Annotated in this window: 18 protein-coding genes; 6 read left to right on the forward strand and 12 right to left on the reverse strand. The window is 68.8% G+C overall.

Annotated elements, in window-relative coordinates; all coding sequences use genetic code 11:
* Window positions 1-10 precede the first annotated feature (10 nt).
* The 3 genes from ACM6JT_RS28185 to ACM6JT_RS28195 all read left to right on the forward strand — a co-directional run bounded on the left by ACM6JT_RS28185 (window position 11) and on the right by ACM6JT_RS28195 (window position 4,085).
* Window positions 11-1,462 (forward strand): aldehyde dehydrogenase, encoded by a 1,452-nt coding sequence (locus tag ACM6JT_RS28185; RefSeq protein ID WP_414857710.1) that lies wholly within the window; start codon window positions 11-13, stop codon window positions 1,460-1,462.
* A 14-nt stretch (window positions 1,463-1,476) separates the two neighbouring features.
* Window positions 1,477-2,421 (forward strand): ketopantoate reductase family protein, encoded by a 945-nt coding sequence (locus tag ACM6JT_RS28190; RefSeq protein WP_243564844.1) that lies wholly within the window; start codon window positions 1,477-1,479, stop codon window positions 2,419-2,421.
* Between the two features lie 266 nt (window positions 2,422-2,687).
* On the forward strand, window positions 2,688-4,085 hold the full coding sequence (locus ACM6JT_RS28195; protein WP_414857711.1) for an MFS transporter: 1,398 nt from the start codon (window positions 2,688-2,690) through the stop codon (window positions 4,083-4,085).
* Between the two features lie 30 nt (window positions 4,086-4,115).
* Here the strand turns inward: ACM6JT_RS28195 and kynA are convergent, their stop codons facing one another.
* The 3 genes from kynA to kynB all read right to left on the reverse strand — a co-directional run bounded on the left by kynA (window position 4,116) and on the right by kynB (window position 7,082).
* Entirely contained in the window at window positions 4,116-5,069 is a 954-nt protein-coding gene (gene kynA / locus ACM6JT_RS28200) for a tryptophan 2,3-dioxygenase (RefSeq protein WP_243565623.1), read from the reverse strand.
* Window positions 5,070-5,161: 92 nt separating this feature from the next.
* On the reverse strand, window positions 5,162-6,415 hold the full coding sequence (gene kynU / locus ACM6JT_RS28205; RefSeq protein ID WP_414857712.1) for a kynureninase: 1,254 nt from the start codon (window positions 6,413-6,415) through the stop codon (window positions 5,162-5,164).
* 25 nt (window positions 6,416-6,440) lie between these two features.
* On the reverse strand, window positions 6,441-7,082 hold the full coding sequence (gene kynB / locus ACM6JT_RS28210) for an arylformamidase (RefSeq protein ID WP_175919191.1): 642 nt from the start codon (window positions 7,080-7,082) through the stop codon (window positions 6,441-6,443).
* 130 nt (window positions 7,083-7,212) lie between these two features.
* Here kynB and ACM6JT_RS28215 point away from each other — a divergent pair, with 130 nt between their 5' ends.
* On the forward strand, window positions 7,213-7,713 hold the full coding sequence (locus tag ACM6JT_RS28215) for an Lrp/AsnC family transcriptional regulator (protein ID WP_006477992.1): 501 nt from the start codon (window positions 7,213-7,215) through the stop codon (window positions 7,711-7,713).
* On the opposite strand, the gene ACM6JT_RS28220 is transcribed toward ACM6JT_RS28215, so the two are convergent.
* From ACM6JT_RS28220 to ACM6JT_RS28235, 4 genes are all read right to left on the reverse strand, one after another.
* The gene (locus tag ACM6JT_RS28220; protein ID WP_034178871.1) at window positions 7,700-8,209 is read right to left on the reverse strand and encodes a flavin reductase family protein; all 510 of its coding nucleotides are present in this window, start codon (window positions 8,207-8,209) and stop codon (window positions 7,700-7,702) included. The genes ACM6JT_RS28215 and ACM6JT_RS28220 overlap by 14 nt on opposite strands.
* A gap of 302 nt (window positions 8,210-8,511) precedes the next feature.
* Window positions 8,512-9,177, reverse strand: coding sequence for a hypothetical protein (locus tag ACM6JT_RS28225; protein ID WP_034178870.1), 666 nt, complete (start codon window positions 9,175-9,177; stop codon window positions 8,512-8,514).
* Window positions 9,174-10,580, reverse strand: a complete 1,407-nt coding sequence (locus ACM6JT_RS28230) for a selenium-binding protein SBP56-related protein (protein WP_414857713.1) — start codon at window positions 10,578-10,580, stop codon at window positions 9,174-9,176. The genes ACM6JT_RS28225 and ACM6JT_RS28230 overlap by 4 nt, the downstream gene beginning before the upstream one ends.
* Before the next feature lie 393 nt (window positions 10,581-10,973).
* Window positions 10,974-11,144: a hypothetical protein gene (locus ACM6JT_RS28235; RefSeq protein ID WP_161785043.1), complete on the reverse strand. Its 171-nt coding sequence runs from the start codon at window positions 11,142-11,144 to the stop codon at window positions 10,974-10,976.
* A gap of 15 nt (window positions 11,145-11,159) precedes the next feature.
* On the opposite strand from ACM6JT_RS28235, the gene msrA reads away from it, so the two are divergent.
* Window positions 11,160-11,720 carry a peptide-methionine (S)-S-oxide reductase MsrA gene (msrA, locus tag ACM6JT_RS28240; RefSeq protein WP_034178868.1) on the forward strand — a complete coding sequence of 187 codons (561 nt, stop codon included), beginning with the start codon at window positions 11,160-11,162 and terminating at the stop codon, window positions 11,718-11,720.
* Between the two features lie 33 nt (window positions 11,721-11,753).
* On the opposite strand, the gene ACM6JT_RS28245 is transcribed toward msrA, so the two are convergent.
* From ACM6JT_RS28245 to pdxH, 3 genes are all read right to left on the reverse strand, one after another.
* Complete coding sequence (locus tag ACM6JT_RS28245; protein ID WP_034178867.1) at window positions 11,754-13,055, reverse strand: DUF72 domain-containing protein; 1,302 nt, start codon at window positions 13,053-13,055, stop codon at window positions 11,754-11,756.
* A 23-nt stretch (window positions 13,056-13,078) separates the two neighbouring features.
* A complete protein-coding gene (locus ACM6JT_RS28250) occupies window positions 13,079-14,299 on the reverse strand; it encodes an SAM-dependent methyltransferase (protein ID WP_034178866.1) in 1,221 nt (406 codons plus the stop codon).
* A gap of 120 nt (window positions 14,300-14,419) precedes the next feature.
* The gene (pdxH, locus tag ACM6JT_RS28255; RefSeq protein ID WP_034178865.1) at window positions 14,420-15,064 is read right to left on the reverse strand and encodes a pyridoxamine 5'-phosphate oxidase; all 645 of its coding nucleotides are present in this window, start codon (window positions 15,062-15,064) and stop codon (window positions 14,420-14,422) included.
* A 128-nt stretch (window positions 15,065-15,192) separates the two neighbouring features.
* Between pdxH and tcdA the strand changes: the two genes are divergently transcribed.
* A complete protein-coding gene (gene tcdA / locus ACM6JT_RS28260) occupies window positions 15,193-16,050 on the forward strand; it encodes a tRNA cyclic N6-threonylcarbamoyladenosine(37) synthase TcdA (protein WP_034178864.1) in 858 nt (285 codons plus the stop codon).
* 107 nt (window positions 16,051-16,157) lie between these two features.
* Here tcdA and trxA read toward each other — a convergent pair whose 3' ends face one another.
* Together trxA and ACM6JT_RS28270 are read right to left on the reverse strand one after the other, a co-directional pair.
* Window positions 16,158-17,006: a thioredoxin gene (gene trxA, locus ACM6JT_RS28265; RefSeq protein WP_034178863.1), complete on the reverse strand. Its 849-nt coding sequence runs from the start codon at window positions 17,004-17,006 to the stop codon at window positions 16,158-16,160.
* Between the two features lie 52 nt (window positions 17,007-17,058).
* The gene (locus ACM6JT_RS28270; RefSeq protein ID WP_414857714.1) at window positions 17,059-17,940 is read right to left on the reverse strand and encodes a pirin family protein; all 882 of its coding nucleotides are present in this window, start codon (window positions 17,938-17,940) and stop codon (window positions 17,059-17,061) included.
* Between the last annotated feature and the right edge of the window lie 57 nt (window positions 17,941-17,997).

The raw sequence follows: 17,997 nt of genomic DNA on the forward strand, positions 1-17,997 counted from the left end.
CGGAGACTCCATGCAAACCGTATCGATGCTGATCGGCGGCGAACGCCGCCATTCATCCAGCAGCGCGACCTTCGTGCGCCGCAACCCGCTCGACGGCGAAATCGCGTCCGAGGCGCCCGCGTGCACCGTCGACGATGCGCGTGCGGCGGCCGACGCGGCCGCGCGCGCCTTTCCCGAATGGGCCGCGCTCGGCCCCGGTGCGCGCCGCGCGCTGCTGCTGAAGGCGGCCGCCGCGCTCGAAGCGATGCATGAGCAGTTCGTCACTGCGATGGCGGCGGAGACGGGCGCATCCGCGCTGTGGGCCGGCTTCAACGTGCACCTTGCCGCGAGCGGGCTCGTCGAGGCCGCGTCGCTGACCACGCAGGTCGGCGGCGAACTGATTCCGTCCGACGTGCCCGGTTCGCTCGCGATGGGCGTGCGGCAGCCGGCCGGCGTGGTGCTCGGCATCGCGCCGTGGAACGCGCCGGTGATCCTCGCGACGCGCGCGCTCGCGCTGCCGCTCGCATGCGGCAACACGGTCGTGCTGAAGGGCTCGGAGCTGTGTCCCGCCACGCACGGGCTGATCGTCGAGGCGCTGCAGGAGGCTGGATTGCCGCCGGGCGTCGTCAACTTCGTGACGAATGCGCCCGACGACGCGGGCGCCGTCGTCGACGCATTGATCGCGCATCCGGCCGTGCGCCGCGTGAATTTCACCGGCTCGACGCGCGTCGGCAGGATCGTCGCCGAAGCGTGCGCGCGCCACCTGAAGCCGTCGGTGCTGGAGCTTGGCGGCAAGGCGCCGTTCGTCGTGCTCGACGATGCCGATCTCGACGCGGCGGTCGCGGCGGCCGCGTTCGGCGCGTTCGCGAATTCCGGGCAGATCTGCATGTCGACCGAGCGGATCATCGTCGACGCGTCGATCGCCGATGCGTTCGTCGCGAAGCTCGCCGACAAGGCCGCGTCGCTGCCGCTCGGCGATCCGCGCAACGGCCCCGTCGTGCTCGGCTCGCTGATCGACATGAAGGCCGTCGAGCGCTGCAACGCACTGATCGACGATGCGCTCGCGCACGGCGCGACACTGCTGTGCGGCGGCAAGGCCTACAGCACGCTGTTCCCGGCGACGCTGCTCGATCGCGTGACGCCGGCGATGCGCATCTATGCCGAGGAATCGTTCGGCCCGGTGAAGGGCATCGTGCGCGTCGACGGCGAGGCGGCGGCGATCCGCTGCGCGAACGACAACGCGTTCGGGCTGTCGTCGGCCGTGTTCAGCCGCGACGTCGCGCGCGCGATGCGCGTTGCGGCACGCATCGAATCGGGCATCTGTCACGTGAACGGCCCGACCGTGCACGACGAGGCGCAGATGCCGTTCGGCGGCGTGAAGGACAGCGGCTTCGGCCACTTTGGCGGCAAGGCCGGCATCGCGGCGTTCACGGATCTGCGCTGGATCACCGTGCAGACCGCGCCGCGCCACTATCCGTTCTGACGAGGCCACCGACGATGAGAATCGCAATTCTGGGCGCGGGCGCGATGGGCTCGCTGTTCGGCGGGCTGCTGGCCGAAAGCGACGAGGCCGTCACGCTGATCGACGTGAACGACGCACATCTCGATGCGATCCGCCGCGACGGGCTGCGCATCGACGACGATCGCGGCGAACGCCGCATCCGCGTTTTGCGGGCCGTGCGGCCGGAAGCCGCGAATGCGGACGCGGCCGCATCGCCCGATGCATCGTTCGACCTGCTGATCGTTTTCACGAAATCGCTGCATACGCGCGCCGCGCTCGACGGCGTGCGCGCGCTGCTGACGCCGCGCACGCACGTGCTGACATTGCAGAACGGGCTCGGCAACGTCGAGACGCTGAATGCGTTCGTGCCGCTCGAACGCATCCTGGTCGGCGTGACGACGTGGCCGGCCGATTTCGCGGGGCCCGCGCACGTTCGCTCGCACGGCGCGGGCACGATCCGCATGATGACGGCCGACGGCCACGCACACCCGTTCGCGACCGCCGTGGCCGATGCGCTGTCGCGCGCGGGGCTCGCATGCACGCTCGATGCCGACGTATGGGCCGCGATCTGGGAGAAGGTCGCGTTCAACGCGGCGCTCAACACGCTGTGCGCGGTGACCGGCTGCACGGTCGACCAGCTCGGCAACCATCACGACGGGCCGCGGCTCGCGCTCGCGATCGCGGCCGAGACGGCCGCCGTCGCCCGCGCGAAGGGGATCGCGGTCGACGGCGAACGCGTCGCACGCAACGTCGAACATGCAATCACCGAGCATCGCGGCCATCGCCCGTCGATGCTGCAGGACGTGCTCGCGGGCCGCCGCACGGAAATCGACGCGATCAGCGGCAAGGTCGTCGCGGCCGCGCGCGAAGCGGGCGTGGCGGTGCCGCATACCGAGACGCTGCTCGCGCTCGTCCGGCTGATCGACGCACGGGTGAACTGAGCATCAGACTGGCGGCGCTGCGTGCGCCGCCCAACGATACGAGCGCGTCGCACGCAGACGATGGCGCCGGATCGAGACGGGTTGGACAAGACACCGGAGCCGGCGCCGACGCGTTGACGCCGGCCGACCGCGCAGTACGAGATCCGGGCACGCGCCGACGCGCCAGCCCGGGCAACTGGAGACGCCATGAAAGCCATCGAATGCCGTTGTCTTGCCGCGCGCCGTTCGCGCGCGTTGCCGCCGACGCGCGGCGCACGGGAGGTCGCATGAACACGCGCGACGGATTGCCGCCGCCGTCGGTCGATATCGGCACGACGCTCGACGACGGGCCGTTCACGACGATGCAGCGCTGCGTGGTGCTGCTCGCCGCGCTCGCGATCGTGCTCGATGGCTTCGACGGCCAGTTGATCGGTTTCGCGATTCCCGTGCTGATCCGCGAATGGGGCATCACGCGCGGCGCGTTCGCGCCGGCCGTCGCGGCCGGGCTGATCGGGATGGGCATCGGCAGCGCGTGCGCGGGGATCGTCGCGGACCGCTTCGGCCGCCGCCAGGCCGTGATCGGCAGCGTGTTCCTGTTCGGCGTCGCGACCTGCGCGATCGGCTTCGCACCCGACGTCGCGGCGATCGCGATGCTGCGCTTCTGCGCGGGGCTCGGGATCGGCGGCGCACTGCCGACGGCCACGACGATGACGGCCGAATACACGCCCGCGCGGCGCCGCACGATGATGGTGACCGCGACGATCGTCTGCGTGCCGCTCGGCGGGATGCTGGCCGGCCTGTTCGCGCACGAGGTGCTGCCGCGCTACGGCTGGCGCGGGCTGTTCTTTGCAGGCGGCGCGCTGCCGCTCGTGCTCGGCTTCGTGCTCGTGCGTGCGCTGCCCGAATCGCCGCGTTATCTCGCGCGGCGCCCCGCGCGCTGGCCGGAACTCGGCGCGCTGCTCGCGCGGATGCAGCGGCCGGTGGCGCCGGGCACCGTGTTCACCGATACGAAAGATGCACGCGCACCCGGCAGCCGCGGCGGCTTCGGCGCGCTGTTCGCGAGCGGCCAGGCGCGCGACACGATCGCACTGTGGTGCGCGTTCTTCATGTGTCTGCTTGCTGTCTACGCGGCGTTCAGCTGGCTGCCGACGATGCTGGCCGCGAGCGGGCTCAGCGTATCGGTCGCGGGCGCGGGCCTTACCGCGTACAACCTCGGCGGCGTGATCGGCGCGCTGCTGTGCGCATGGGCGATCGCGCATGCCGGGTCGCGTTGGCCGCTCGCGCTGTGCAGCATCGGCGGCGCGGCGAGCGCGGTGTGGCTGATGGGTGTCGATGCGAGCCGCCACACGAACTGGCTGATCGTCGGGCTCGGCCTGCACGGGCTGTTCGTCAACGCGGTGCAGTCGACGATGTATGCGCTCTGTGCGTACATCTACCCGACGGCGGTGCGTGCGACGGGCACCGCGAGTGCGCTCGCGTTCGGCCGGCTCGGCGCGATCCTCAGCGCGTTCGCGGGCGCGATCGTGATCACGGCGGGTGGTGCCGGTGCGTACCTGACGATGCTGGCCGCGGCGATGGGCGTCGTGTGCATCGCGCTGCTCGCGGTGCGGCGGCACATTCCGCGACTGTCGCGTGCGCAGTCGCTGCCGCGCGAAGGGGAGGAGCTGGCCCGCACGTCGTCGTGACGTGCGGGCGCATCACGTGCATCGCGTGCGTTACAGCGTGGTGCGCACGTGCCAGAGCTCGGGGAACAGCACGACGTCGAGCATCTTGCGCAGATACGGCGCGCCGCTGGTGCCGCCCGTGCCCTGCTTGAAGCCGATGATGCGCTCGACGGTCGTCACGTGACGGAAGCGCCACTGGCGGAACGCGTCCTCGAGATCGACCAGTTCCTCGGCCATCTCGTACAGCTCCCAGTGCTGCTGCGGGTGACGGTACACCTCGAGCCACGCGGCTTCGACCGTCTCGTCGTGACGTGTCGGCTGCGTCCAGTCGCGCTCGAGCCGCTCCGCTGCGATCGGGAACCCGCGCCGTGCGAGCAGGCGCACGACCTCGTCGTAGAACGACGGCGCGTCGAGCGTCGCGCGCACCTGTTCGAGGATGTCGGGCCGGTGCGCATGCGGCTGCAGCATCTGCACGTTCTTGTTGCCGAGCAGGAATTCGAGCTGGCGATACTGGTAGGACTGGAAGCCCGACGACTGCCCGAGATACGGCCGCATCGCCGAATACTCGGACGGCGTCATCGTCGACAGCACGTTCCACGCCTGCACGAGCTGCTCGAGGATGCGCGACACGCGCGCGAGCATCTTGAATGCGGGCGGCAACGCGTCGGAGCGCACCGCGTCGAGCGCGCCGCGCAGCTCGAACAGCGCGAGCTTCATCCACAGCTCGCTCGTCTGATGCTGGATGATGAACAGCATCTCGTTGTGATCGGGCGACAGCGGGTGCTGCGCGTCGAGGATCGAATTCAGCGACAGGTAGTCGCCGTAGCTCATCGACTTCGAGAAATCGAGCTGCGCGTTGTGCCAGCCGGCTTCACCGGCGGCATCGCCCGGCACGTGCGGCGCTTCGTGTGCCGCTTGCGCGGAATGTGCCGAATGTACCGGTTGCGCGGCGCGTGCGCCCGAGAACGGGCAGCCCGCCGGCGCTTCGTCGCCGGGTGGCTGCATATGACCAGAATTCACGACTTTCTCCAGGATTGAATGACGGGGGCGCGGCGCGCGTTCCACACGTCACTGCGGCGCGCGCCGGGCAAAACCGGTCAGGTCACCGCGCCGCGTTCGGCGAACTCGGGCGCCTTCCACGCGTCGGTGGCCAGGATGTCGCGCAGCGTCTCGACGGCATCCCACACGTCGACGAAGCGCACATAGAGCGGCGTGAAGCCGAAGCGCAGCACGTACGGCTCGCGGTAGTCGCCGATCACGCCGCGCGCGATCAGCGCCTGCATCACTTCGTAGCCGTGCGGATGCTCGAAGCTCGCCTGCGAGCCGCGCTGGTGATGCGAGCGCGGCGTGACGAGCTTCAGCGACAGGCCCGCGCAGCGCGCTTCGACGAGCGCGATGAACGCGTCGGTCAGCGCGAGCGACTTGCGGCGGATCGCCTGCATGTCGGTCTGCAGGAACACGTCGAGCCCGCATTCGACCATCGACATCGACACGATCGGCTGCGTGCCGCACAGGAAGCGCGCGATGCCCGGATCGGGCGCGAAGCCCGGCTGCATCGCGAACGGCGCGCGGTGGCCCCACCAGCCGGACAGCGGCTGCGAGAAATGCGCGTGATGGCGCTGCGGCACCCACACGAACGCGGGCGAACCGGGGCCGCCGTTCAGGTACTTGTACGTGCAGCCGACCGCGCCGTCCGCGCGCGCGCCGTTCAGGTCGACCGGCACCGCGCCGGCCGAGTGCGCGAGATCCCACAGCATCAGCGCGCCTGCGTCGTGCACGAGCTGCGTGACGGCCGGCATGTCGTGCATGTAGCCGGTGCGGTAGTTCACGTGCGTGATCATCGCGACGGCCGTGTCCGCGCCGAGCGCGTCGGGCAGGTCGGCCGGATCGTCGATCAGGCGCAGCTCGTAGCCGCCGCCGAGCTGCTCGATCAGCCCCTGCGCGATATACAGGTCGGTCGGGAAGTTCGAACGCTCCGACACGATCACGCGGCGCTCGGGCGCGCGCTCGGCCTGGTGGCGCAGCATCGCCGACAGCAGCTTGAACAGGTTGATCGAGATGGTGTCGGTCACGACCGTTTCACCGGATGCACCGCCGATCAGCGTCGCGAGCTTGTCGCCGAGACGGCGCGGCAGCGCGAACCAGCCGGCCGTGTTCCAGCTGCGGATCAACCCTTCGCCCCATTCGGCGCTAATCACCTGCTGCGCGCGGGCGGCCGATGCGCGCGGCTGCGCGCCGAGCGAGTTGCCGTCGAGGTAGATCACGCCGTCGGGCAGCGCGAACTGGTCGCGCAGCGGGGCGAGCGGGTCGTCGCGGTCGAGGGCGAGCGCGTCTTCACGGGTCTTGATCATGATGTGGGGTCGTAGGTCGGGGTAATCAGGAAGCACGCGCGGGCAGCGCGCGCAGCACCGCGCGCACGGGGCTCGCATCGAGCGTCGCGAACTTCAGCGGCAGTGCGATCAGTTCGTAGTCGCCGGGCGGCACGTCGTCGAGCACGATGCCTTCGAGGATCGCCATCCGGTGCGCACGCACGCGGTGATGCGCGTCCATCGTCTTCGATTCCTGCGGGTCGAGCGACGGCGTGTCGATGCCGATCAGCTTCACGCCATGCGCGGCGAGCAGGTCGATCGTTTCAGGCGCGACTGCGCAGAAGCCGGGGTCCCATTGCGCGACCGGCGCTTGCGCACAGGTGCGCAGCAGCACGCGCGGCGGCACGCCGTCGAGCGCGGCCGCGATATCGGCCGGCTGCACGACGGGCGATGCGCCGATGCAATGGATCACGCGGCACGGGCCGAGATAGGTGTCGAGCGGCACGGCGCCGATCGGTGCGCCGTCGGCGTCGTAGTGCAGCGGCGCGTCGCAGTGCGCGCCCGTATGCGGCGACAGCGTCAGGCGCGCGACGTTGACCGGCGAGCCGGCCTCCATCCGCCACACGCGTTCGACGGAAACCGGCGTATCACCCGGCCATACGGGAGTGGCGGGGCTGACAGGCGGCGAGATGTCCCAGAGTGTGTCCATGGCATGACGAAGCGGTGAGTCGATGCTTCGAATGATAGGTGGACGCTCGCAGAAAGTGCTTGCGAAATAAACATGGACAATCCGCCGGATTGGCAGATAATTCGACTCAGAGGGAAAACGGGGACCAAAAATGCACGCGATCACGCTCGATGCCACCGACTGCCGGATTCTGGCGGTATTGCAGGAGGAGGGCAGAATCAGCAATCTCGACCTGGCGGAGCGGATTTCGCTTTCGCCGTCCGCCTGCCTGCGCCGCATGCGCCTGCTCGAGGAGCAGGGCGTGATCGAGCACTATCGCGCGTGCCTGAGCCGCGAGAAGCTCGGCTTCGAGCTCGAGGCGTTCGTGCAGGTATCGATGCGCAACGAAGAGAATCAATGGCACGAGCGCTTCGCGGAAGCGCTGCGCGAATGGCCCGAGGTGGTCGGCGCGTTCGTCGTGACGGGCGAGAGCCACTATCTGCTGCGCGTGCTCGCGCACAACCTCAAGCACTATTCGGATTTCGTGCTGAACCGGCTCTACAAGGCGCCCGGCGTGATGGACATCCGTTCGAACATCGTGCTGCAGACGTTGAAGGACGAAGCCGGCGCGCCGGTCGGGCTGGCGCGCACGGGCGCGATCAAAGCGGTGTAAGGCCGTGGAAGCCGCCGCCGTGGAACACGAGCGGCGGTGTCTCGTCCGAAGCGGCGCGCACGCCGCAGCGTTCCACTTCGCCGACGAAGATCACGTGGTCGCCTTCGTCGTAGCGGCTGCGGTTATGGCATTCGAACCACGCGAGCGCGCCGTCGAGCACGGGCATCCCCGAGTTGCCGGCCACATGCGCGATTCCTTCGAAGCGGTCGCCCTTGTAGGTCGAGAAGCGCTTGCACAGGTCGAGTTGCGACGCCGCAAGCACGTTCACCACGTAATGACTGTTGCCGCGAAACACGGGCGTCGACGCCGATTTGTGCGCGAGGCTCCACAGCACGAGCGGCGGATCGAGCGATACCGAGTTGAACGAGCTGGCGGTGATGCCGATCAGTTGCCCGGACGGTGCGCGCGTCGTGATCACCGTCACGCCCGTCGCGAACTGGCCGAGTGCCTGGCGGAAGGCGGCCGCATCGAAATCCGGCGGGTTGGCGCGGCTCATCGGGCGGCCATCCGGAACGAAACGGGCGGGCGCGGCGCGACGCGGGTGCGACGGGCGCGGCGGACGAAAGGCGACAAGGCGGTCGATTGGGAAGTGGTGCGCATGGCCCGATTTTAGCGGAATCGGGGCCGCCGGACCCGGCCGGACGGCACATCGCGGGGATAGCGTGACGTAACGAACACTGCAACGCGCTGCCGGGTTCACGATGGCGCGCGGTCGGCATGGCCGTTCTGTCGCGTTTTTGTGCGGTGCCGCCGGCCTGTCCACCTGCCGATCCGCCATGCGCGCCATCGACGCCCGCGCTATTGCGTCGCCGCCAGCCCGAGCGACAGCGCACCCGTCACGATCAGGCTCGATGCCCACACCGCATCGAGATTGAACCAGCTCCGCGACACGAACTTCAGCCCGAGATAGCGGTACACGAGCCACGCGAGCCCGCCGCCGGCGGCGATCATCGCGGCCGCATGCACGGCCGCGACGACGAGCGCCATCCCGAGATGCGCATCGACGAGCGTGGCCGCCGCGCGGTGGCCGGCATCCATGTCGAGCCCGCAAAGCCCGAGGTAGATCGGCACCAGCATCAGCCCCGCGCCGTGCGCGATCGCGACCGCGAACGACCACAGGCCGAGCCGCGCCGGCGGGATCCGCGCGAGCGCACGCGGATGCCGGCGCCGGATCAGCAGCACGGCGCCGAAGCCGATCACGAGCGCGCTCGCGCCGATCCGGATCGCCGACTGCCACGCGAGCAGCGCCGCGAGCAGCCCGAACGGCAGCATCACCGCGAATACCGCGAGCGCATGGCCGAGCGCGAGATAGCCGAGCGCCGCGACGAGCGCGCCGCCGCGGCGCGTCATCAATGCGTTCGACACCGCGAGCGGCCAGCCCATCGCGGGATTGAGCCCGTGATACACGCCGCTCGCGAGCACGGCCGCCCACAGCGCGAACTGCGCGTGAAGTCCGGCGTTCAACGCTTGACCGACGGGTAGCAGAACGAGTCGGTCGAGCAGTCGCCGCCTTCGAGCCGGATCTGGTGCGCGCGATAGCCGTCGGGGAACTCGACCCAGTAATCATCGGCGAGCGTCAGCCCGCCGTCCGGCCCCGCATGTGCGAGCACCTGCGCGGCGGGCACGCCGTCCGGATAGAACTGGTCGTCCCATGTCGAATAAAGCGAGTTGGTCCAGTACACGCGCCGGCCGTCGCGGCTGATCTCGACCATCTGCGGGCCGCCCGCGAACGCGCGGCCGTTCGTGTGCGGCGCGCGGCGCACGATGCCGCCGATCCGCACCGACCCCGCGAGCACCGGGTTATGCGGATCCGACACGTCGTACTGGCGCATCTCGCCGGTGCCCCAGCACGACACGTAGAGGAAGCGGTCGTCGAGCGATAGGTCGATGTCGGTCACGAGCGGCGGCACCGCGCCGAACGCTTTCAGCAGCGGCGGCAGTTCGTCGGCCGCGGCCGGTTCGGGCGGGATCGTCGCGGTCTTCTTCACATGGAACTTGCCGTCCTCGCGCCACCAGGTCCAGATCGAGCCTTCGAGGTTCGTCGTATCGACCACCACGCCGACGAATCCGTATTCGCGCACCGGGTCGTGCGCGGGACGCACTTCGAGCGCCATCTGGTGCTGCGCGCCGAGATCGATCGTCTGCACGTTGCGCCGCGCGCGCAGGTCCCAGAAATGCAGCCGGTGCCCGTATTTGTTCGCGAGCAGGTCCTCGGGCACGATGCCGTTCTCGAATTGCGGCGGCAGCGCCCATTCGCTCGACACCATGTAGTCGCGCGGCAGGTTCCACCAGAAATCGTAGTGCTTGTCCTGCGGGCCGCGATCGATCTCCCAGCGGCCGAGCACGTCGAAGGTTTCGCAATCCATGATGAAGATGCCGGGCGCGCCGTCGGTGCCGTCCTTGCCCGCGCCGCCGAGCGTGCTCACGTAGATGCCCTCGGGGCCGCAGTGAACGGTGTGCGGCCGCGAATAACCGGTCTTCGCGAAGATCTCCTCGGGCTCGATGATCTTGTGGATCCGTGCCTGCGTCGGATGCGGCTTCGTGTCGATCACGTAGATGCGCGACGAGCGCAGGCCGGGGATGATCAGGAAGCGGCGTTCGAGGAACGCATGGCCGGTCAGCGGCGACAGCGCCGACGAGCACGCATTCCAGCCGAAGTGGTGAAACTCGTCGCCGGTGTTCGGCATCGTCACCGTGTGCACGATCTTTCCGTAGGTCGGCGAGCCGGGTTTCACGTCGATCACGGCGAGCGCGTCGGGTCTGGAAAAATCGGGGCTCAGCAACAACGTATAGGCAAACTCTTCCGCCGGCGCCTGCATCGCAAGCTCGGGCGAAGCGTGAAACGTCGGGTCAGGCCGCATGCTCATGGTGATGCCCTCTCGGTGGTATCGGACTACTGACGCACGGCCGTGCGCTGCGGGCGTGCGGGTCGAGGTGGCCGCGCGGCGCGCATCTCGCCGGCGGGCGCGATCGGCAGGCGGACGCACGCGTCGGCGACACGCGCGGCGCCGTGCATCAGATCGTGAAAGCGGGTGAAGACGATGAACCGGATCGCGACGCCCTGAGTGACACGCGCGCACGATATCGCGAAGGTGAAGTTGAAGCGTCGGCTCGCGACGTGGCGGCGACCGGGCCCGCGACGCGGGCGATGTCTGTCAAGACGTGCATATCGATGTTCCGGCAGATGATGGGTGCATCAGGGTCGGGCGTGCATCGGACGCTTTGCGAGGCCGGACGGTTTGCGCCGCGGTTACGCGTGCCTAAGTGTAGTCGAGAAACGTGTGGCCGGTCGCGCGCGGCACCTGTGCGATCTGCCAGGTTCGCGCGCGAGTGAGATACTTGCCGAAGTGCCGCTGCGTCCCGTACCACGGACGCGCAGCGGCGAGATGCAACGGTGGCGCCGGCACCTGCGTGCCGGCTGCTGTCATCAACGAGGGTCTGATTTCATGGGGAACGAAATGCTTGAAACCGCGACGTTGGGAGGCGGGTGTTTCTGGTGCACGGAGGCCGTGTTTCTCGACGTCGACGGCGTGACGGCCGTCCAGTCGGGCTATGCGGGCGGCCATACGCGCAATCCCGGTTATCGCGACATCTGCGAAGGCGACACGGGCCACGCGGAAGTCGTCAACGTGACGTTCGATCCGGCGCGCATCGGCTATCGCGAGATTCTCGAGATCTTCTTCGCGACGCACGATCCGACCCAGTTGAACCGGCAGGGCAACGACGTCGGCACGCAGTACCGGTCGGTCGTGTTCACGCATTCCGATGCGCAGCGCGACACCGCGCTGGACGTGATCAGCGAGCTGGAGCGCGAGCAGGTGTTCGGGCAGCCGATCGTCACGCAGGTCGTGCCGCTCGACGGCAACTACTGGCCGGCCGAGGACTATCACCAGAACTATTACGCGCGTAACCCGGGGCAGGGCTACTGCTCGGTCGTGATCGGGCCGAAGCTCGCGAAATTCCGGCAGAAGTTCTCGCACCGGCTGAAGTCGCTGCGCGGCGCGTAAGCGCGCGACCGGCGGAAACCGGCGAACCCGACGTCAAGCCGCCTCGTTGCGCCACTGCGCGCACGCGGCGGCGATTTCGCGCGCGAGCGCGATGCACGACAGCGGCGCGGAGCCTTCCGCCTTGTTGTTGATCGTGATGATCACCGGCTGCCCGGCCAGCGCGTAGCGCGCGGCCAGTTCGGCGAGCGCCGAGCGCGTGGCCGGATCCTCGTCGACGAGCTTGTCGAACGGTTCGTACTTCGCTTTCGCCTGTTCGTACTTGAAGCCGCCGTGCAGGCTCCAGCGCACGATCAGCGGGCCCGGCGCGTCGCCGTCGAGCAGCGCGAGGGCGGCGGCCTGGCGCAGCGGGTCGGGCATCCGCGCGTGCAGGCCGACGCAGTAGCGCACGCCGAGCGCGGCGAGCGCGCGGATGAAGCGCGGCGTGAGCAGGCTCGCGTCGCGGATCTCGATCGCGTAGCGCGGGCCGTCGGCTTCCGGCGGCAGCGGCGGCAGCGCCGCGAAGAACGCGGCGAGCCGGTCGATCAGCGCGGCCGGTTCGGCGAGCAGATGATCGGGCAGCGGCGAGAACTGGAACACGAGCACGCCGGCCTTCCGGCCGAGCCCTTCGACGCAAGGCTGCACGAATTCCCGGGTGGCGAGTTGCGCGTCGAGGAAGGTCGGGTTCGGTCCCGACGGCTCGCCGCGCCGGCCGCGCACGACCGCGTCGGTCACGGCGGCCGGCGCCTTCACGACGAAACGGAAATCGTCGGGCACCTGCTGCGCGTAGCGCAGGTAGTCGGCCACCGACAGCGGGCCGTAGAACGACCGGTCGAGGCTCACGCTCTTCAATAGCGGATGCGCGCCGTATGCTTCGAGCCCTTCGCGCGACAGCTTCGTCTGCGCGAAATCGCCGTCGTAGACGATGCCGTTCCAGCCGGGGAAGTACCACGACGACGTGCCGAGCCGGACGTTAGGCGGCAGGCCGGCCGCTGCATCGGCGACGTCCGCTGCGATCGGCGCGGGCGGCACGCCGCGCTGGCGCCGGCCTTTTTTCGTCGGCGCGGCCGGTGGCGATGGTTCGTCCCACAGCAGGCCGGAGGCGGGCGGCGGTTCGTCGGAGTCGGAACGGCGGGAGGCTGCGCGGGCGGGTGGCGCCTGCCGCGCATCGTCATGCGGGTTCGACGTCACGCGGTCATTGGCGTTTGCAGCGGGCGGGTCGCCTGCGGGAGGCGACGCGCGTGCAGCGTCCGCCGGCACGCCGAACAGGTCGAATTGTCCGTCGGCGTGCGACTCGTCCGTGTCGTCGCGCTGCTGTCGTTCCGGCGGCGCCTTGCGCCGCGTCCTGCCGTCACCCATGCATGCCCAGCGTGAAGCGCCGCCTAGCGCGGCAGCGCATGTTCGTACATATAGCGCCGCGACCACGGCAGCGTTTTCGCGCTGCGTCCGGCCTTGCGGCACACGATCTGGAAGATCGACACGTCGTCGTGTTCGAACGCATACGCGCAGCCGGCGAGATACACGCGCCAGATGCGGAATTTTTCGTCGTCGACGAGTTTTCGCGCTTCCTCGGCCTTCGCCTCGAAGTTTTCCGTCCAGATGTCGAGCGTGCGCGCATAGTGCCGCCGCAGGCTTTCGACGTCAACCGCTTCCAGCCCGCCGCGCTGCGCCGCTTCGAGCGCGAGGCTGATGTGCGGCAGCTCGCCGTCCGGGAACACGTAGCGGTCGATGAACTCGCCGCCGCCGAGCGCCGTTTCGCCGCTTTCCGCGTCGGTCGACGTGATGCCGTGGTTCATCGCGATGCCGTCGTCGGCGAGCAGTTCGCGCACCCGCGAGAAGTACAGCGGCAGGTTCTTGCGGCCGACGTGCTCGAACATCCCGACGCTCGTGATGCGGTCGAACTGGCCGTCGATTTCGCGGTAGTCCTGCAGGCGGATCTCGATCTTGTCTTCCAGTCCCGCGGCCTTCACGCGCGCGGTCGCGAGGTCGAACTGGTTCTGCGACAGCGTCACGCCGAGACACGTCGCGCCGAACTTCTGCGCGGCGCGCAGCACGAGCGCGCCCCAGCCGCAGCCGATGTCGAGCAGGCGCTGGCCCGGCTGCAACTGGATTTTCGTGAGGATGTGGTCGATCTTCTTGATCTGCGCGGTGGCAAGATCCTCGTCGCCGTTCTCGAAGTACGCGCACGAGTACACCATGTTCTCGTCGAGCCACAGCCTGTAGAACTCGTTCGAGACGTCGTAGTGGTACTGGATCGCCTTCTTGTCGGTGTTCTTCGTGTGATTGAAGTAGCGCTTCACGCGCGCGAGCTTGCTCGCGCTCGTCACCGTGTTGCGCGCGAGCGAGTAGCCGATGTTGATGATGTCCGACAGCTTGCCCTCGATGTCGATCTTGCCCTTCACGTACGCCTCGCCGAGATTGTCGAGGCTCGGTTCGAGCAACAGCGGCAACGCCGACGCGCTGTTCACCTTCAGCGTGACCTGCGGCGCGCTGAAGGTGCCGAAATCGAGTTGCTCGCCGTTCCACAGCACGAGGCGCGCCGGTATGTTCGCTTTCGCCCGTACTTCGTCCGCCCACTGTGCCAGCTTCTTTTCCCAGAACATTTGGATTCTCCGTTTGTTCGTTGAATCGAATACAGCCAAGTATCTTGACGGCGCCCGCCGCTTGCGGCGCGGGCGCCCGGATGCAATACGAGACACGACCGGCGTGCGCCGGCGCCGCGCTTACGGCGACAGGCGCGAAATCGTCCAGCCCGGCGACGTGTCGGCGTCGCGCGTATAGAGCAGACGGTCGTGCAGCCGCGACGGGCGCCCCTGCCAGAACTCGATCGCGTCGGGCACGAGGCGGTAGCCGCCCCAGTGCGGCGGGCGCGGCGGGGCGTCGCCGTAGCGTTCGCTGACGGCCTTCTCGCGCGCTTCGAGCGTCGCGCGGCTGTCGATCACCGCGCTCTGGTCGGACGCCCATGCGCCGATGCGCGAACCGAGCGGGCGCGACGCGAAATAGCGGTCGCTTTCTTCGGCGCTGGTTTTCTCGATCCGGCCTTCGATGCGCACCTGGCGCTCGAGCTCGATCCAGTAGAACAGCAGCGCCGCTTGCGGATGCGCGGCGAGGTCGTGCCCCTTGCGGCTTTCGTAATTGGTGAAAAAGACGAACCCGCGTTCGTCGACGCCCTTGATGAGCACGATCCGGGCCGACGGCCGTCCGTCGGCGCCGACGGTCGCGAGCGTCATCGTGTTCGGCTCGGGCAGTTTGGCGGCGAGCGCCTCCTTGAACCAGCGGTCGAACTGGACGAAGGGGTCGGGGGCGGCATCGGCTTCGTCGAGCGAAGCACGCGAATAGTTGATGCGGAGATCGGCGAGAGTCGTCATGTTATGCAAACGCTTCAATCTGGGGCCAGTATAGCGAACGCGCAAGAATCGTGCGTGCACAGTGGGACGTGGGAGCGGGGAGTTCAGGCAAAATAGAGGGCTGCTCGACTTACGTTTTCCTTGCTGCCATGTCCGCTGCCGACACTGCCCCGCCCAGTTCTTCTGATCTTACCCCGACCCCGACAATCCAGCTTGACGTGGATCGCGAACGGCGTTTCGGCGGCGTCGCGCGGCTGTATGGCGCGCCGGCGGCCGCCGCTTTCGAGCGTGCGCACGTCGCGGTGATCGGGATCGGCGGCGTCGGGTCGTGGACGGCCGAGGCGCTCGCGCGCAGCGCGGTCGGCACGCTGACGCTGATCGATCTCGACAACGTCGCGGAAAGCAATACGAACCGGCAGATCCATGCGCTCGACGGCAATTACGGCAAGCCGAAGGTCGACGCGATGGCCGAGCGGATCGCGCTGATCGATCCCGCGTGCCGCGTGAACCGGATCGAGGATTTCGCGGAACCCGACAACTTCGACGCGCTGCTCGGCGGCGGCTTCGACTACGTGATCGATGCGATCGACAGCGTGCGCACGAAGGTCGCGCTGATCGCGTGGTGCGTCGCGAAGCGGCAGCCGCTCGTCACGGTCGGCGGCGCGGGCGGGCAGCTCGACCCGACGCGCATCCGGATCGACGATCTCGCGCTGACGATCCAGGATCCATTGCTGTCGAAGGTGCGCGCGCAGTTGCGCAAGCAGCACGGCTTTCCGCGCGGGCCGAAGGCGCGTTTCAAGGTCAGCGCCGTGTATTCGGACGAGCCGCTGATCTACCCGGAAGCGGCTGCATGCGACATCGAGGACGGCGCGGAGCCGTCCACGGCCGCGCACGTCGCGGGGCTCAACTGTGCGGGATTCGGTTCGAGCGTGTGCGTGACCGCGAGCTTCGGCTTCGCGGCCGCCGCGCATGCGCTGCGCGCGATCGCGGCGCAGGCCGCCGGCTGAGCTGCTGATCGGCGACGCGCGGGCGTTGCTTCATGCTGCGGCGCGGGACACGCGCTGCCGGCGATACGGTGCCCCAGCCGGGCCATTGCGGCCCGGCCGGTCGTTCGTCAGTTGAGCGCCATGCTCAGCTTGCGCCGCCATCCGGCGACGATATCGGGGCGGTCGCCCGCCAGCTCGAACACCGAAATCATCGTCTTGCGGCCGAGATCGTCGCCGTACGCGCGGTCGCGCAGCACGATTTCCAGCAACTGCTCCAGCGCGCCTTCATACTCGCGCCGCGCGATCAGGCTCTGCGCGAGGTCGAAGCGCGCGTCGAGATCGCCGGGGTTCGCCGCAATGCGCGCTTCGAGCGCGTCGGTCGGCGGCAGGTCGGCCGTTGCGTCGAGCGCGTCGAAACGGGTCTTGATCGCCTGGTAGCGCGGATCGCCGTCCTGCACGATCTGCGGCGACAGGCGCTCGGCCTCGGCGCGCGCGACTTCGACCTGGTTGTTCGCGAGCAGCAGTTCGATCAGGTCGAGGCGCGCGTCGTCGAAACCGGGGTTCAGCGCGAGCGCCGCTTCGAGGTGCGTGAGCGCGTCGTCGTAGCGCGATTCTGCCATCGCGTACTGCGCGGCGCGGCGTTCGGCTTCCTCGGGCGCCGGCAGCAGCCGGTCGAGGAACGCGCGCAACTGGCCTTCGGGCAGCACGCCGACGAACTGGTCGACCGGGCGCCCGTCCGCGAACGCGATCACGTGCGGGATGCTGCGCGTCTGGAAGTGCGCGGCGAGTTCCTGGTTCTCGTCGACGTTGACCTTCACGAGCTTCCAGCGGCCGTCGTAATCGGCTTCGAGTTTTTCGAGCAGCGGGCCGAGCGTCTTGCAGGGGCCGCACCACGGCGCCCAGAAGTCGACCAGCACGGGCGTGTCCAGCGACGCCTCGATGACGTCTTTCTCGAATGTGGCAAGCGTGGTGTCCATGTCGTTCTCTTCCGTTCGAATATCGTCAGGATGGGGGCGGCGCGCCCGTTTTTCAACGCGGCTTCGACTCGGGCAGCGGAATCCACTCGGTCTCGCCCGGCACCTTGCCCATTTCCTGGCGCGTCCAGGCTTCCTTCGCGCGCGCGATCGCGTCGCGGCTGCTGGCGACGAAATTCCATTCGATGAAGCGCTCGCCGTCGATCCTGTCGCCGCCGAGCAGCATCGCGCGCGCGCCGCCGGCGCTCGTCAGCGCGACCGCCGCGCCCGGCGCGAGCACGGCCATCTGCTCGGCCGGAACCGGCGTGCCGTCGATCGCGAGATCGCCGTCGACCACGTAGACCGCGCGCTCCTCGTGCGATGCGTCGAGTTCGATGCGGCCGCCGGCCGCGAATTCGGCCGCGACGTACAGCGTGCGCGAGAACGTCGTGACCGGCGAGCGCAGCCCGAACGCATCGCCGGCGATCACCGTCAGCGACACGCCGTCTTCGTCGCGCTTCGGCAGCGTGTCGGCCGCATGGTGCTCGAACGACGGCTCGGTGGTTTCGTGCGCGCGCGGCAGCGCGACCCAGGTCTGGATCCCGTGCACCATGTGGCCGTTTGCGCGCTGCGCATCGGGCGTGCGTTCGGAGTGGACGATCCCGCGGCCGGCCGTCATCCAGTTCACGTCGCCCGGCACGATTTCCTGCCGCGAGCCGAGGCTGTCGCGGTGCAGGATCGCGCCGTCGAACAGGTAGGTGACGGTCGCGAGCCCGATATGCGGATGCGGGCGCACGTCGAGCCCGGTGCCGGCCGGCAGCGTGGCGGGCCCCATGTGATCGAAGAAGATGAACGGGCCGACGAGGCGCGCGGCGAGCGCGGGCAGCGTGCGGCGCACCTGCAGATTGCCGATGTCGCGCACGTGCGGCTTCAGCAGGGCTTTGATCGAGTCGGTCATGGCGGGTCCGGTGATGCGATGGGGATGCAGGTCATTGTAATAGCCGTCCGCCGACGA

This window comes from Burkholderia sp. IT-111MI5, from assembly GCF_949752865.1.
GTDB lineage: Bacteria > Pseudomonadota > Gammaproteobacteria > Burkholderiales > Burkholderiaceae > Burkholderia > Burkholderia pyrrocinia_C.

Coding starts and splice junctions, on each gene's coding strand:
- ACM6JT_RS28185 (WP_414857710.1), top strand. CDS start 11: ATGCAAACCGTATCGATGCTGATCGGCGGCGAACGCCGCCATTCATCC.
- ACM6JT_RS28190 (WP_243564844.1), top strand. CDS start 1,477: ATGAGAATCGCAATTCTGGGCGCGGGCGCGATGGGCTCGCTGTTCGGC.
- ACM6JT_RS28195 (WP_414857711.1), top strand. CDS start 2,688: ATGAACACGCGCGACGGATTGCCGCCGCCGTCGGTCGATATCGGCACG.
- kynA (WP_243565623.1), bottom strand. CDS start 5,069: ATGCAGCCACCCGGCGACGAAGCGCCGGCGGGCTGCCCGTTCTCGGGC.
- kynU (WP_414857712.1), bottom strand. CDS start 6,415: ATGATCAAGACCCGTGAAGACGCGCTCGCCCTCGACCGCGACGACCCG.
- kynB (WP_175919191.1), bottom strand. CDS start 7,082: ATGGACACACTCTGGGACATCTCGCCGCCTGTCAGCCCCGCCACTCCC.
- ACM6JT_RS28215 (WP_006477992.1), top strand. CDS start 7,213: ATGCACGCGATCACGCTCGATGCCACCGACTGCCGGATTCTGGCGGTA.
- ACM6JT_RS28220 (WP_034178871.1), bottom strand. CDS start 8,209: ATGAGCCGCGCCAACCCGCCGGATTTCGATGCGGCCGCCTTCCGCCAG.
- ACM6JT_RS28230 (WP_414857713.1), bottom strand. CDS start 10,580: ATGAGCATGCGGCCTGACCCGACGTTTCACGCTTCGCCCGAGCTTGCG.
- msrA (WP_034178868.1), top strand. CDS start 11,160: ATGGGGAACGAAATGCTTGAAACCGCGACGTTGGGAGGCGGGTGTTTC.
- ACM6JT_RS28245 (WP_034178867.1), bottom strand. CDS start 13,055: ATGGGTGACGGCAGGACGCGGCGCAAGGCGCCGCCGGAACGACAGCAG.
- ACM6JT_RS28250 (WP_034178866.1), bottom strand. CDS start 14,299: ATGTTCTGGGAAAAGAAGCTGGCACAGTGGGCGGACGAAGTACGGGCG.
- pdxH (WP_034178865.1), bottom strand. CDS start 15,064: ATGACGACTCTCGCCGATCTCCGCATCAACTATTCGCGTGCTTCGCTC.
- tcdA (WP_034178864.1), top strand. CDS start 15,193: ATGTCCGCTGCCGACACTGCCCCGCCCAGTTCTTCTGATCTTACCCCG.
- trxA (WP_034178863.1), bottom strand. CDS start 17,006: ATGGACACCACGCTTGCCACATTCGAGAAAGACGTCATCGAGGCGTCG.
- ACM6JT_RS28270 (WP_414857714.1), bottom strand. CDS start 17,940: ATGACCGACTCGATCAAAGCCCTGCTGAAGCCGCACGTGCGCGACATC.